12 protein-coding genes are annotated in these 14614 nt (G+C 49.2%); 3 read left to right on the forward strand and 9 right to left on the reverse strand.

The window, feature by feature from the left end; genetic code table 11:
* Positions 1–66 precede the first annotated feature (66 nt).
* From ACWKV9_RS24010 to ACWKV9_RS24030, 5 genes are all read right to left on the reverse strand, one after another.
* Entirely contained in the window at positions 67–1530 is a 1464-nt protein-coding gene (locus ACWKV9_RS24010; RefSeq protein ID WP_483838598.1) for a hypothetical protein, read from the reverse strand.
* On the reverse strand, positions 1523–2086 hold the full coding sequence (locus tag ACWKV9_RS24015; protein WP_483838599.1) for a hypothetical protein: 564 nt from the start codon (positions 2084–2086) through the stop codon (positions 1523–1525). Before ACWKV9_RS24015 ends, ACWKV9_RS24010 begins: the two co-directional genes overlap by 8 nt.
* The gene (locus tag ACWKV9_RS24020) at positions 2067–4244 is read right to left on the reverse strand and encodes a hypothetical protein (protein ID WP_483838600.1); all 2178 of its coding nucleotides are present in this window, start codon (positions 4242–4244) and stop codon (positions 2067–2069) included. Before ACWKV9_RS24020 ends, ACWKV9_RS24015 begins: the two co-directional genes overlap by 20 nt.
* Positions 4244–6367: a hypothetical protein gene (locus ACWKV9_RS24025; RefSeq protein WP_483838601.1), complete on the reverse strand. Its 2124-nt coding sequence runs from the start codon at positions 6365–6367 to the stop codon at positions 4244–4246. Before ACWKV9_RS24025 ends, ACWKV9_RS24020 begins: the two co-directional genes overlap by 1 nt.
* A gap of 1685 nt (positions 6368–8052) precedes the next feature.
* On the reverse strand, positions 8053–8379 hold the full coding sequence (locus ACWKV9_RS24030; protein ID WP_483838602.1) for a hypothetical protein: 327 nt from the start codon (positions 8377–8379) through the stop codon (positions 8053–8055).
* A gap of 194 nt (positions 8380–8573) precedes the next feature.
* Between ACWKV9_RS24030 and ACWKV9_RS24035 the strand changes: the two genes are divergently transcribed.
* Positions 8574–9332 carry a histidine phosphatase family protein gene (locus ACWKV9_RS24035; RefSeq protein ID WP_483838603.1) on the forward strand — a complete coding sequence of 253 codons (759 nt, stop codon included), beginning with the start codon at positions 8574–8576 and terminating at the stop codon, positions 9330–9332.
* A gap of 495 nt (positions 9333–9827) precedes the next feature.
* On the opposite strand, the gene ACWKV9_RS24040 is transcribed toward ACWKV9_RS24035, so the two are convergent.
* On the reverse strand, positions 9828–10493 hold the full coding sequence (locus ACWKV9_RS24040; protein ID WP_483838604.1) for a hypothetical protein: 666 nt from the start codon (positions 10491–10493) through the stop codon (positions 9828–9830).
* 314 nt (positions 10494–10807) lie between these two features.
* The gene (locus ACWKV9_RS24045) at positions 10808–11368 is read right to left on the reverse strand and encodes a hypothetical protein (protein ID WP_483838605.1); all 561 of its coding nucleotides are present in this window, start codon (positions 11366–11368) and stop codon (positions 10808–10810) included.
* Positions 11369–11820: 452 nt separating this feature from the next.
* Here ACWKV9_RS24045 and ACWKV9_RS24050 point away from each other — a divergent pair, with 452 nt between their 5' ends.
* Entirely contained in the window at positions 11821–12192 is a 372-nt protein-coding gene (locus tag ACWKV9_RS24050; RefSeq protein ID WP_483838606.1) for a helix-turn-helix domain-containing protein, read from the forward strand.
* Here the strand turns inward: ACWKV9_RS24050 and ACWKV9_RS24055 are convergent.
* The gene (locus tag ACWKV9_RS24055; RefSeq protein ID WP_483838607.1) at positions 12189–12605 is read right to left on the reverse strand and encodes a hypothetical protein; all 417 of its coding nucleotides are present in this window, start codon (positions 12603–12605) and stop codon (positions 12189–12191) included. The two genes, ACWKV9_RS24050 and ACWKV9_RS24055, sit on opposite strands and share 4 nt — an antisense overlap.
* Before the next feature lie 541 nt (positions 12606–13146).
* Positions 13147–13575 (reverse strand): hypothetical protein, encoded by a 429-nt coding sequence (locus tag ACWKV9_RS24060; RefSeq protein ID WP_483838608.1) that lies wholly within the window; start codon positions 13573–13575, stop codon positions 13147–13149.
* A 245-nt stretch (positions 13576–13820) separates the two neighbouring features.
* Here ACWKV9_RS24060 and ACWKV9_RS24065 point away from each other — a divergent pair, with 245 nt between their 5' ends.
* On the forward strand, positions 13821–14015 hold the full coding sequence (locus ACWKV9_RS24065) for an AbrB/MazE/SpoVT family DNA-binding domain-containing protein (RefSeq protein WP_483838609.1): 195 nt from the start codon (positions 13821–13823) through the stop codon (positions 14013–14015).
* Positions 14016–14614: the final 599 nt, after the last annotated feature.

Consider the following 14614-nt stretch of genomic DNA (forward strand, 5'->3'; position numbering starts at 1 on the left):
CGAAACGACCGGGATAATCGTGCGGGGCTGTTTAGTACGATGGGGCCATGCGGGTGACTAGAGCAATTATCCTCCGGCCGAAAGGATTTCCGTCCAAAGCCGGTCGATCTCCATCTCGAGTTCAGAAATTTTTGAAGCTAGGTTAAGGTATGGCCTAGCGCGTTCTGCGTAGCGCATGTCAGTCAGGTCTTCGCGAAGAGACTCTAGCTTTGCCTTTGCGTGTAGCTTCTCGCTATAAGGAGACGACGAAGTTATTAAATCGTATTCAGCATTGAAATAATGCCATAAAGAGTTTATGTGAGCATGTCCTGTTAGTGGGATAACCTCCCTGCAAACGTCATCCCGAAGTTCTGGCGTAATGCCGTTACGCGCCCCTGGGTTCTGGGCGAATCTAATAAGCAATCGGGAATGAATCTCACGAGTAATGAACCGATGACGAAACATTGACAAACACGATCTGGTATCGACAAAACCTGCGTCTTGGCACAGCCTATCGAATTCTTTTGTAAGTGATGCTTTCTTGAGATCAGTTCCATCAGCGCCTAAAAAGAACTGATCTGGCTTAGTATAGAAAACACCTCTGGCGGCCAAAAAAATCTGATACTGCTGACGAGCATTAATGTATTTTGAGATAAGCCTTGCATCCCGTAAGTCAACTTTGAATCGTCTAGGGCTGACTGCAAACCGCCTTTTCTTAGTGGGCAAGACCATTTCCTTTGTGGTAAGAATCCCAGAGTTCTCGGCCAAAGGCAAATCATACAGTTCCTCGGTGCGAGCCCCAGTTAACTTAAATGCGCGAACCAGAAACATCCTACGCTCGTAAAGATACCTGTTAGTAGCCGAAAACAATTCAGGATCAGCTAGATACTTGAGCTTGGATGCAGCAGGAAGATTATCCACGTCAGAGCGGCGAAATATCTCGTCCCTAATATCCTGAATCATAGACTCTGAAATAGGCGCCTTATCATTTTGAAATGGCTCTGACACGACAAGCAGCGGATGATACATATATATCCTATTAGTAATAGGATCAATCTTATACTGTATGACAATATTAGCGCCACTACCTTCGATGCCAACGATAGGATTAGGACAAACGACAGAATGCCGTAGGTGCAGCCATTCAAGAAAAAACAATGCGCAGCGCTGGATCCGCCCCACTTGATTCCGATCACGTGCATTCCTTTCTCCCTGTTTATTCTCTGTTTTAGAAACCAAGAGCAAGTCTCTAAAGCGTTCAAACGCGTCAAGATCAAACATATAAAAATCAAGATCTGACATGTAGCAGAAGCGGACAAGGTGAGTAACCAGGGAGGCATCCGTGTTGGATGAGTCTCGGGCTGTGGTTTTAGATGCACGCTCAAGCAACCATGCACTTACCAAATGACAGGGTCGCCCATCAGGCCAACGCATAAGGGAAAAATTGTTGATTCTCATAGGATTTCCGATATGCCCTTCGCCTTGCCATGCCGGCAGAGCGTGCCCTGGAAAAAGCTCACTCTCGTACAACGTATATAATTGCTTAGACAAGATCCTTCCCTCCATCAACAATGGAAAGCAAGGGCTTAGGCGGCACAGCTTTGAAGCCAACTAGAAACATCTGATACTTCGCCCTGGACTCCGACAGCTTATTCTCAAGTTTCAGCTTAAGCTCAGGAGGGAAATCAGGATCTTCACGCAGAAAACCATGCAGAAAATAAAAAATATCTAAATATGCTGTGGTAGCAATATGAGCGTCTAAAAGTGTCCGCCTGGCCTTGTCCTCCCATGACATGATAGGGACTGGTGACAAAACTTTTCTATGGTACAAAGCCTTTCCATAAGCTAGTTCACGCAAGTGCTTTATTGAAGCCCATAGATCCATCGAGGCAGGAATACTCAATGCGCGCCAATCTGGGGAAAGAGCAACAGCCTTTAAAGTGTTATATGAAACTATCTCAAATACTCCTTCCACCTCCAAACTGCAAAACTTGCGCATACTGGCCAAGAAATCCAGTTGTAAAGGAGTGGCTGATACACTTCCATTAGAAAGATCTTCAAGCCATTTATACCTCGATTCAAAATTTCTAACGCTGGAATTTCGCATCAGACACGTCTCCAAACCTAAGCGCGAAATCTATGGCAAGAACTTCACCATCATAGTCATCTAAGCGAACGGTATATGTCGAAATTTCCACCTGATCGCCTCCCAGCATTCCCGACAGATAGTCCATAAACTCATCTTTGGGTATCGTGGAAACGCTAGAAACCTTAAAGCGCTTAAGAACAAATTGATGGACTGCAACAAGCCCACGGTTATCATCCGGAGCAAGTTGGCCTGCTTCAAATGCAATTAACTTATCATCTACACACTCGGCCTCATATCGAACAACTTCAGAGTCAGAAATGTGGTAATCAACGTATTCGTAAACGTGCTCACGGCCAAAATGACCTGCTGCGTATGCAAGCAGATCATGTGTATCAATAATCTCATGCCTATTGAACGTGAGCATGAAAAACTTCCGCATTTCATGGATGCGGACGTACCAAGAACGGCCATGCTTATCCTTCGGTAGACCTATTGCTTCGCAGAACTGATCGAGGCAGGAGTTGACCTTTTGAGACTTAGCTTTACAACCTGGGATCTTGAATCCGGAGCCAAATATGTAAAACAAATCATCCTGATGATCGCTCGTATCGCCATAAAGTGCAGACAACTGACTACCCATTACCTGCAGAAGCTGAATCGCCCTAGCAACCACGCTAGGAATTGGACGGTCGATCATTGGATTGACCCCTAATACGCCAGCTTTGCCATTTTCATGTTCGAGAAATGCTCCGCCTAGAGCAGTATCTGTCGACAGGCAATCTCGCTTGATAGTAGTTAACTCGTTGTCCCGGATTGGCTTTAGCATCGCAATAATCAACGCGCACGCACCGACGAATACATGAACCACCCCCCGATAATGCTTTTGGTGCTGAGGAAAAGTGCTCGGTTTTTTTGCTTGCAACGACACTATATTCAACGCTTTGTCCAAACGACGGGACGGCAGTTCAGGAAATGCCTTTGTCTTCCACAAATGTTGCGTGCTTTCAAAAAACTGCTGCTTATAATGAGCAGAGTTAGAAGTTTTGTATCGCGTGTCAATTTTTAGAAACTCATCCACATAAAAGACAACTGATGAAACTATAGCTTCTCCATACACCAGCACCCATTCCAACGCTTTATCTATGGCCATTAAACCAATTGTGATAGGAATTAGTTTGGTATGCCCTTTAGGTTTGAGCAATGGCATATTTACATTCATCAGCGCCTTAGCATTCAAAGTGATATCAGGCACATCCGAAGGAATTTTCTTATGAGATTGTAGAAAGTTAAGTAGGAGCGCCACAAAGCTGCTGAAATAACCCTTACCAATACCTGACGCGCCAGCATGTTCTATTAACTGGGCATTCTGACTAAAATTACGAGTCGTCCGAGAGCCGCTTACCAAGATAGATGAGTGATATAACGCAGGCTCAAACTGCCGAAGAAATACTCTGAGATTGATAGAGCGAAAACCTGACGCATGAGCCCCCAGTACAGATGCTAGATACTTTCTTGAAATCATGACATCTCCTTCATTGGACACACCTTGAAAGGGTGAATACAAATTTTGAGACTTCAAATAGGCAACCACGTCGTCAACGAACTCTATCGGGAGATCATCCACGTTTAGCAATAAGGAATCAATTGAATAAGGGCCACTTACAAATGTATTAAAATGCAAAACGAGCCTCTGCTTGTATTTCAAAGCCACAGGCCAACTGCCCTCTCCCAGCTCAGCAAGCAGCGCTTCACAGGAACTCATGGTGAGTTGGCGAAACCCATACAGCTGAGGTTCATAAACGGTTTTGTGTAATATCAGCCACGCCGCAAAATTGATCATGAAATAGATGTGTGACACCCACTGAGTAAACCCCATAAAGCGTTCAGTCAAACTACCCATCCGCAGATGAAATGCAGCCTTCTGAATAGTAACTAGAAGAAGTTTGTTTTCCCCGTCACTTAGCCGGCTACCGTCGGGCATATTCCTATCGAACTCAATGGTGACCAGATCTTTTTTTTTCGGGACACTCACTCTCCACTGAGCGCTACCTATCTCACCTTCAACCAGCCAATTCGCAATGTAACACTTGTTGGTTTCATTAGCCTTGAGATTAGAGCGGGCCTGAGCCAGCAACGCTTGAATGTGGGCACTACGATTTTCATCCTTATAACTCATCACATAGTCCCCTTATCATTGGTCTTCTGCGATTCAATTAACCGACGAAACTTAACCGACTCCGCAAGCCCCTGAGTGTAGATACTCTTGTACTGACGAATCGAATCACCAGAAACCCTATCAACAATTACTTGTTCTGCGGAGTTCGCGGCACGCAGGTCTATATTTGCGGTATCAGCCAGCAAATCAGAAAGAGCGCGAAAATCACCTAGACGCAGGCCGGTCTCGCGTTCAATTTTCTCAGCCAAGCCAACTGGGAACTCATCTGCACACTCGCTGATGGCGCTTATTACCCCTATAGACTTAGGGCATGCGAGCACCAAAAGCTCAGACTCCACCAACGCTTCAAGTATGGAAGTTTGATCAGCTACGTAGTGTTTGAATTTTTTCCTAACCACTTCACTAAAGGCATCACCATTTTTTGTATCCCTCAACATTTTTTTAATGAAGTACGTCATCTCTTCATCTGTCGCAAAATCACAACTTTCGCGCATCCATGGACTCTCCGATGTGGAGGTTAGGATTAGCTTCTGATGTAGAATTCTCAGGCGGCGATTTCCCCAACGTCGCAACAGAAACTTTGGCACGTACGACTTACCAGCTGTTTGAACACTATTACCAAGCTTACTTGCCACAGCTTGGATGGTACCTTTTCTCAGGAACTCGAGAATTCCCTGCGTACATCTGATCTTATAAAGACTGAACATTTCGCGACTAACTCCCACCGACGTTAGCCTTTCCGCAAACACATCATACAAAGTAGTACCATAATTTATGGCCATGGTTTTACTGAAATCTCTGCGTGCTCCGATGTATCCTCGAGTAGACATAAGAAATAACTTTCGCCAAGATCCATTTTTACGCTGCTGCAGAAGCTTCCTAATTTTGGAAGTGCAACGAATCACGTCCGTTATAATTTTTGCGCTTAAGGTTGGCAGAGATGCAACCTTTCGAACCCCTGCCCTGGCCTTTCCGACACTGAATATTACTCTTCGAGTATCGGTGTCAGCCCTCAAATAAAACCGCCCTTTTTGTGTGTACAGCATTGCGCTGGTGATCGAAGAGGCATTGAACACCGGATTTTCACTGACAAGAATACTCGCTGCCGCACAGCAGTCTCTTGGTGATAGCACGCCAAGCAAACGCGCAAGTGTTTCACTCGACGTTATTTGCTTGACGGCAAGGTTACCTGCCACATCCCTGATTCTCTCAGTCACTTTCGGATACAGATAGCCGTTACCCAACACGTCCTTAAAAAAAGGCAAGCTCTCTAAGTAGCTAAACGTCACAGTCTCAAACGTCACATCATGTTCGACGCAATATTTAGCGACTGCTATAAACCAGGTTAGCCCTTGCTCTTGGCGCGGATCGGCCAAATGAACACCTTCTATATAAAACTCACCACTGGACAAAACGCGTTCAATTTCTGTCAGCGGTATAGAGTCAGCTAACCGCTGACCAACCGCATGACACTCAAGCATGGTTTCCCAGTATTCTACACAGCACTCGACAACGGTTGACGCGGCAAGCTCGAGATCTTTTTTTAGCTCAAGCAGGTATACATCATCATCCAAATGAAGCCCTTTCTCTATTAAGAACCTCTTAGGCAGCACGTCCTCTACCTGAGTTGGGATGGCAACGCTTTCATTCCTATGCCCTAATGGCGCGGCGTCCTCACTGAAAAAGAACGCACTGGACTTAAGTGAGCATTGCGGAATGAAAGCGTCGCTAGGAACAAACCCATCAGCTTTAAGCTTTACATAGATCGCTCTTATCCGCCCCCATGTTTCTTTGCGGTAAGACCACTTAAAAGCCTCGTTGCTGATGAGAGTTTCATAATGGCTATAGAAAAAGTTTTCCCATTGATCAACTGAGGGAGGAAAGTCCTTGACGCCACTATCTTTAATATATTTGAATATTGACCTCAAACCAGCAAAACGCCCTCCATAGGAATTAACTGCTCCGTTGCGACATAAGCTCCTGATAGCCCTCGCCATTGGTTCGACTGCATTCTCATGCACATATGGGGGGACATTGACTTCGCTGTGTCGCCCGCCGACGATAGTAGCTTCGTCCTCCCAAAAAAAACGGATAACATCTTTATCCAATTCGAAATCGATCATTATAGCTCCAGGCCAGGCACACAGAGTCGCGCGCCACTCAGATAATAGACGCGCCCCCTTCTATTAACGCCTAATAGAAGGTCAGCTGTTATTAAGATATTTACGAAGATGAGAAATCAATCTAGTCGCAGAGCGTTCAACGCAGGCGGTAGCGTAGAGCTAAAAAGTATTTGCTTGTTACAAACCACGTCAGTTTTGCGATACCATTCTAGGATGAGCTTTTGGAGCTCCACCTGTTGGCTGAAATATTTACCATGACGTGGCGCACCCATCAAGCTTCCCCAACGGTATAATCTACAGGTTCTTTAGCCCTTACCAATTGCGAGGCTTTGATTTTATACACATCAGAAGTGCCATTCGGATGGTACCTGCATATTGCATCGGTATTAAGATTAATCGCGCGCATCTCCAGTCATCGAACCAAAGCGTTCGTTTATGATTTCGAATTGGCGATTGCAATACCACGCTAATTGAAAGATCAGCTTTGACTTCCACATTATTACTCATGGCATGAGCCTAGCTCTTGCTGACTCGTCTTCACTCAGTCCGTAACGTTCTTGCAGCTCAGCTTGCATCCACCGGGAAGGGCTTTCATTTAGTTTCCCTGCTTGACACCAATGCATTATGCCCTACCTGATCGTGTTTCTATTTAGACTGACCTTGTCAGGTCACCCCGTCAACAGAGCGTTCAATACTAAAGTGGGAGTGGCCCCTCCAACGCAGGTGGTTATGTTCAGTCCGGCATGGTGTCAATTTATTATTAATTATTGAAGGCCGCTGTTTTCCTCGCTCTTAGCAAATCCCTCGATTCGATGGATTCAAAAAATGCATAGGCAATCTTGTCAAAACCGGGGGTTGGCACCTCCACTGGCGTTGGTCGGACGCCGGCATCTCACGCCGTCAGCGTAAGTGCCCCAACCACCTAGAGTGATAATCTCGCCTCTAGCCCATAAGAACCTGCCATCCGCCTCAAGCTTTCCGTGGGCGAACCATTTTGTATTCTATGTATCCAGCGTAATTAAATATCGAGCCCTTTCAACAGATGTCTTGGGATATTTGATGCGCTACTTAGGTAGCAGCGTGCGGACAGTTGGTAGATGAACAGTTTCAAATTCCTTGAGACACAGATTTCCGCGACTGTTGGGCGTGGGGCACTCCGCGTCCTTTTAAGTTTTCCGCGCTGTGCAGAATTTCCCTTTCAATGACTAAACCTATGTCTCATATATTCCAATGCTACACCGACGACGAAACACATGGCTTGTGCATCCGACTGCCACGCCGAACTCTGACCTCAACCATCAGCCACTACCTGAGTGATGTATTAATATGCCACTTGGAGAGGTATCTAGTCCCCCTCCTCCGCTCGCGATAGGTTTCCGTGGGCTGAGCGGTTTGTCATAGGCTTGCCCGTACCAACCTGGTCGCGTGAAGTGCAATGGAACGTCGGCCAGCAGGCTCGCTTCATTCCCGCTGTTTGGTCAGGCACGGATCTGGGAAGCTACCTTACAAACGAATGGTGCGAGCCGGCGAGCACTGGCAAGGCATTAGTGAAAAACAGCCAGTTTCTCATTGATGGCCATCAACGGCTTCCCGCCTCTAATGCCTCAATCTATGCCGAGATCACGTCTCGCAGCCCTGCGCATTGCTAGGTGTCGCATCTCCACTTCCCTTTCGCTCAGAAACTTTTACCAGTCGCGGGCATATGGCCCATCTGAAAGCCGAGTGGGTACGATGCTTGCGTGAAAAAAGCGCTCTCGCCATGGCTCAGGGATATCAAGCTCTAAAACTATGTTGATACCAGAGTGATGGCGTTTTATCGGGACAGCATCACGAATCGCATTGAGCTCAAGCGGCTTGTCAGTACCGGACGCGCTGTGACGCTCTTGGGGGTCGAGGTCATCTAGGACGGCAAGGAAGTCGAACGCTTTAGGATCAGAGGGAGGGGTGTTGGCAAGCGCCCAGAGTGATCTTCGCCTTTCGCTCTCGAGCTCGTGGAGGTCATTGCGGGTCATTTTAGCTCCCTATGGGTTGGTTTGAAGACGCTGCAGTCATGGCGTGACGCCTTCGGCGTATGGCTGTCGTAAACCAAGCCATCGCAGGCGTCTTGGCCCTGCGGGCTAGCATCCTGCACGCCTGCGCGCTCCGCTTGCCTTGCTGAGTCAGTATGCTATTCCCAGAGACATTTAAGTCCTGCTTTGAGAAGAATATGACCAAGGTCGTCAGGCTCATCAGACATGCACAGAGTGCCGCGAACGCCGGCCTACCTACTAAAGATCCCGACTCCATCCCATTAACGTCAACCGGGCTACTCCAGGCTCAAGCACTTGCGCGCACTATCACCTCAGAGCCAGACCTGATCGTGTCGTCGCCCTTTGAGCGAGCTAAGGCCACAGCGCTGCCAACGGCCACCCTCTTCCCCAATACGCGATTTGAGATCTGGCCTGTCCACGAATTCACCTATCTGAGCCCTGACCGTTTGGTGGGCACGACACAGTCCGACCGTAAACCAAAGGCCGATGCCTATTGGCAGTTGGGTGATATGAAGTTCATCGACGGCCCTGGTGCAGAATCCTTTCTCGATTTGCTGCTCAGGGCGAAAGCAATGCTAGGTCAGCTGGCCACCTCCGAAGCGAGAAATGCATTGGTCTTTAGTCACGGACAGTTCATACGCGCGGTGGCTTGGTTCATCCGCCACGGAGAAGCTGCCGGCACACCAGACAACATGAGGCTATTCCGTGAGCTCGATACCAAGGAGCCATTGCCTAATTGCGCGAGCTACGAGCTGGAGCTGCGGGATGGTCGGTGGAAAGTGGCACACCAGGTCGGTCAGGATGTAAACGTAAAGTTCATCGACCAGTTCTGCACTGAGCAGAGGATGACCTCGGTACCTCCTACGGCCTTGACCAGGGAGCAGCGGGATTCACTTAAGGCCATTCGTGCTGATCGGGATGATAAAGATGAGTAGCGCTTCAGTGCTTCGTGGGTAGCCAGTCATCCCAGCGTGGGGGATTCTCGACGATATCTATCGACATGGTGAGCTCGTCTTCTATTCGCGTGAGGACGGCATCCAAGCCAGGATGCCCTTTTGACGCTCGCAGCTCACTGATCACTCTCAGGAGCTCTTTGCCGCTCGCCAGGCGCATCTGAATGCTGCAGTAAACGGTGTCATCGTCGCCTGATCCCATCTTAGATTCCTCAGTATGACCAAAGCGGGCTTGGCCTTATTGATCAATATCGGAAAGCCTTTTATGGCATGCCCTTGCCAGGGCCGGCTGTCGTGAACCGAGCTTCGGCCTGCGGCCGAAATCTCGGCCCTCCGGGCGTCCATCCGTCATGCCTAGCACGCTCCGCTTGCAGTCAGCCCTTCCTCCCTTGCTCGACATGTCACGCTTGTCACTCGAGCTTGTTGCACAACCGCCATATCAACCGATTGTCCAATGTTGATGCATTGATCGAGTGACTATCGATGCCTTGGTTTTTCACGCCTCACTCGCTTGGAGTAGCCCTCGAGGAGTTTGAAAAGAGCACGCTCTTTTGATGTCGGCTCACTTGTCGACCGTTCACCTGGCTTGCGCCACTCTATCAATCTGTCCCAAATCCGCCATCTCCGCTGCTCAAGCGAATTCGCCGAATCCGTGAGGCTGACGCAAAGCTCGTGTGCCTGCTCAAATGTCAGAAGGCGTGTCTCATTTCCCTTATTGAACAGAATCGCACCGTCGTGAAGCCCCTGAATGCACATTGCATTTGCAGGATAATTAGGGTCTTCACCAGTACCCTCGTATAGCCAACATACACCTACAAAGGCGAATGTCGGGTTCGCGCCATACCATGTATCGTCCGAGAACATCAGCGGAAGACGGGCACCATCATAACGCGTGACTTTTTCAAGCCCCCCGGCCCAAGGCGTTTGAGTCATCTCGAGACCTGTACGTAACAGCGCCATTAGCAGTCCTTGAGCGATAGCATCAGCCTGCCTTGCACTCAATGGGTAATCAGAGCCATCGAACCTCATCATTACAGAGCTGCCATCCTCAGTGAACGCCGAAGCGTTGCTCACTGCCTGGTGCGCATAATGGTCGCGGTGCGGGACGTCGACGTCTGTTACTGGTGTAGCAACTGCTCTCATCGGAAAACTCTCATTAGGTTTCTATACCTAACGGTTTTTCAGTAGGCAAACCTTTAGCGGGAATGAAAATATTTTTATCGCTCCTCGGATTTAGCCAATTCCGAGCCACTTCCACTTCTCAAGGAAGATCCAGCATGCCCAAAGCGATCACCCCGTCAGACACAGCCCAAAGGTTCGCAATGCTCGGTCTGGGCGATTTGCCCGACTACAACGTCATCTCTGTCACGCTGAACATCTAAGTCGAATTGTCCCTTATCGGGAGCCTTCGATCGTGCTGTGGCAGGCTCATTCATATTTGGGTTAACTAGACGATTTCATTTGTGGAATTTTGAGAAACGATTCGATAGTAGTGCCGGCTGCATTGACTGCCAGCTTTCCGGGTCATTCGTCACGCTGATTAACGCCAATGCTTTCCAGAGAAAAAATGCAGCTGCCAGGGCACCTTCTACAAGTGCAAAAACAACTGAATGGTGAATAAACTCACCAGGACTCGTTCTACCAAAAATGTAAGCCACAGGTATCCATGAGACAAAGAAGCCGATCGCAAAGACAAGACAAAATGCAATGGCTGCGTATACCGCAAGCATCATCGGAGCAAGCAGCCGGAGGCTAGTTGCAAACATCTTTTCTCCGCTTTGCTTTTGCAGGCCGTAGATAACACCTATGTTCTTTTCTTTACTTTTTGAGTTTTTGAAAATCCCGTAAAGGGTGATGTTGTCCCCTTCCTCAAGCTCTTCGTAAATTTTGTTAGTGAGCTGGACGTTAGGGATTCTCACACTGTCAATGCTTAGGGTTGCCTTGTATCCGCCGTTCATGGGACAAATAACGTGAACAGAATCGAGCTTTCCAGAAACTTTCAAACAATCAAATTTCATCAATACATTTCCTTTGCGTTTGCACTCAAATTGAGCGCACACAGATCCCAAGTGCGAATCGAACCATCAGCACTATGTGTTTGTTAGATACGTATCGGGCCGGCATGCCCTGATCATTACGAGTTTTGCTACGTCGGGCATATCTCAGCTACGTCAGGCCCGCCGACTGCTGCTACCTCTCCTCGATGAACCCATCAGGGGCCAGATAAACCTGTCTAGATCGCGGTGGCCCGTCGCTGACATCAGCCAGCGACACAATATCAAAAAGCCACGACAGATCAACCACATTTGGGAATATATTCCGTGGAGTGACCTTTAGCGTTGTGGCTTTATCCTCGGCTTTGGGGATTTTTATGCTGACGCGGGATTCACTGGGCGCTGTTCTTCGAATACTTCGAAGTGCTCGCAAGCTGAAAGTCGATGACTTCGCAGACTGCATTGACCCTAAACACGTGAACAACCTCGAAAATGGAAAATCCGGTGTCACGCTGGAAACACTCGAGTCCGTGGCGCACGTTCTCAGCATCAATCCTCTCTCCCTGCTTATCCTCTCCACCAGCCTTAGGGACGGCAGAACTCCCGAAGAGCTATTGACCGAGATAAAGGAGGGCGTCCGCGAGCTAAGGGCGTTAGGCGTAAACGATGGCTTCAGCGGGCAGTTTGAGGATGGCAAGCTTTCGGTACGGCAGCCCGGAACGCAGATTAACCAGCAGAAACTAAAAGCAATAATGGCCTGCAAAGTCGATGGGATGACTCAAAGTGAAGCAGCCAAAAAATTGGGAATTCCCCTATCGACTATCCGCCGGTACTGGGTCAAAGGCTAAAGAGGGTTCACTTCCTGGGGATCCAAAGTTCGAGCCGTTCTGTGTGCCTCAAGGTGCTCAATTTCACGCTTCCACATTGCGATAAACTTTTGAAAGTCGTGTAGGTACGGCCCATCCACAAGCCGCGTGGAGCCAACGCTTGCCTGATTGAAGCGTTCCCGCCATGGTTCAGGAATGCTGGTTTCGCGGATAATCTGCAAGCCATCAGCTCGTGCTTCGACTTCTACAATGCCAGGTAGGTCGCCCACCTCCTCAGCTGTCGTAAGCGTCGCGTTGAGATCGTCCCGATGGTCAATGTCGTCAAGCACATCGAGCACTGGATTTGCTTTTGGATCACCAGGGTTCAACTGGGTTAGCGTCCAAAGAGCCTTTCTTCTCGCTGCCTCACGATCCTTTAGACTGTGCTCGTGCATATGGTTTGCTCTGATTCAGGACGGCCAATGGCAGGTTGAGAATCAGTTAAGTCGAATCCGATTCGGTTGGACAACTCGTGAATACTGCTGGCCGACATTGGAGGCAAATTTTGGATTTCATAAGCTTGCGAATACGCTTCTTGGTATTAGCTTACTCACTAGCTTACTCACTGGCGAGTGGCGGGCAGTGACAGCTGAAGCGTTGAAATCTAGGCACGACGGCGCACTGGTCGAGGGTTTACTGACCAAACTGTTAAGCTGATTTTGGGTCGGGAGTTTCGGATCTAGATCCAATCTTCTTCGCGATGCATGTTCGTTTCCCCTTCTTCGGCTTGACTGAATGCCGTTTCAATTTATTCCTCGCCGTTGTGGACGTCAATCACCTTGGCTGCGCGCGCCTTCCGGGCCGGCTGTCGTGAACCAAGCCGCCTCGCCGAGGCGTCTTGGCCCTGCGGCATCCATCCTTCGCGCCTGCGCGCTCCGCTCGCCATGAGCACAGCCGCGTTCATCAGCGCCTTTGGACAGTTGTATTTCTCAAGGCCTACGTCACATGCCCGACTTCAAATCCGTTGGCCGCGTATCTCTTATGCCACTTCTCGCATGCGCTTACGGCGATGGCATGGCCGTCGATTGCCGTCTCGCCGAACTCCCCAACGTATTCTTCGGGTGCCATATTCCTTAGCCGGGTGAGTTCATCAAAATTCGCTTGAGCGGCTGCGCGGCGCCTGATGATGATCGTCTCGGCGATATCATTGGACGATGGATTGGTGCCGTGCTCCCACATCCACTGCTTCAGCGCAGTGTAGATCTGGAGGTGGCGATGATCGAACCCACCAATATGCTCGTCGATGTCGAAGGGATACCGGTCACTATCGTATTGGTAAAGAATGAAATCCTGCAGCCTGCGGGCTGTTCCGTAGCTGTCGTCGAGAAGAATGTGTCTGTACTGATCATAGGGTGACTGTGACATGCCTGGCTTCCTCTGAGGTCTTACCCGAGTCTAGACAAAGTTGGTGGCACACAAGTCTCATCAACCACGTCAAAAGACTACAAGCCTGCACAATGCAATGCCGGAGGGATCTTTATGGCAATCCCTGCGCAGATGCCACTGGTTCTGTCACCAGCTCAAGAACAAGCGTAGCTGTGAACGCCACACCCCTATCAGGTTGCGCTTAAGATGGAGCGCCTAGCGGACTACTCATTGGAGCCACGAAAATGACTGACGCCCAACGATGGGTTGTGAAATGCCAAGATCCAGGAGACGGTAGCGGGGACGTGATCGTGGACTTGCCGCCAGACCTACTCAACGAGCTAGGTCTAAGCGAGGGCGACGTACTGGCCATTGAAAAGATCGGTGACTCAATAATTCTGAAGCCAGTGTCAGCGTCAGGCCCATCACTCAGGCCGTAGACCAGCTCTGCGCGGTTGGGCCATCCTGTCGATTGCGGCCTGACTCTCCGGTCTGCCTTCGCTGGATCAAAGAAGCACACCACCCTCATTTAGCCCGTGCCTAGACTGGACTCAGATCCTATAACTGCGGCTGTCAGCCTCTATCTCCGCGCACTCGCTAGGTCGAAATCACTCCACACCCAAGTTGACCAAGGTCAGTGATACGTGGCTTCGTCGCGCAAGATTTCGTTGACGGCGTTGGTATGGACGGATCTGTCGCATGGCCACAGAACGGTCTGACAGATAGCCTATTCGATGCTGAGGACGCAATAGCTCAGGATGGCTGGACGCCGCTTATAGAAGCCATCAAGTGGTGTCGGGAGAATCATCCAACTCAAACGCTTCGGCGATATGACTGCGGCAGTTGGCGCGAGGCCATTCACAAATCCAGACTGTTCCAAATTCGTAAGAGCATGGATGCCGGAACTGGAATGACGCTCATCCATTTCCGGAGCCATCCAATCGACGCAGATGATAGTACGATCAAGGTATCGATCTGAGAATTGATGAAGCCGACCCTCAGCAACTCGTTGTTTATTTTTGGACTACGACGTCGTGCT

It is taken from the genome of Pseudomonas corni (genome assembly GCF_057128765.1).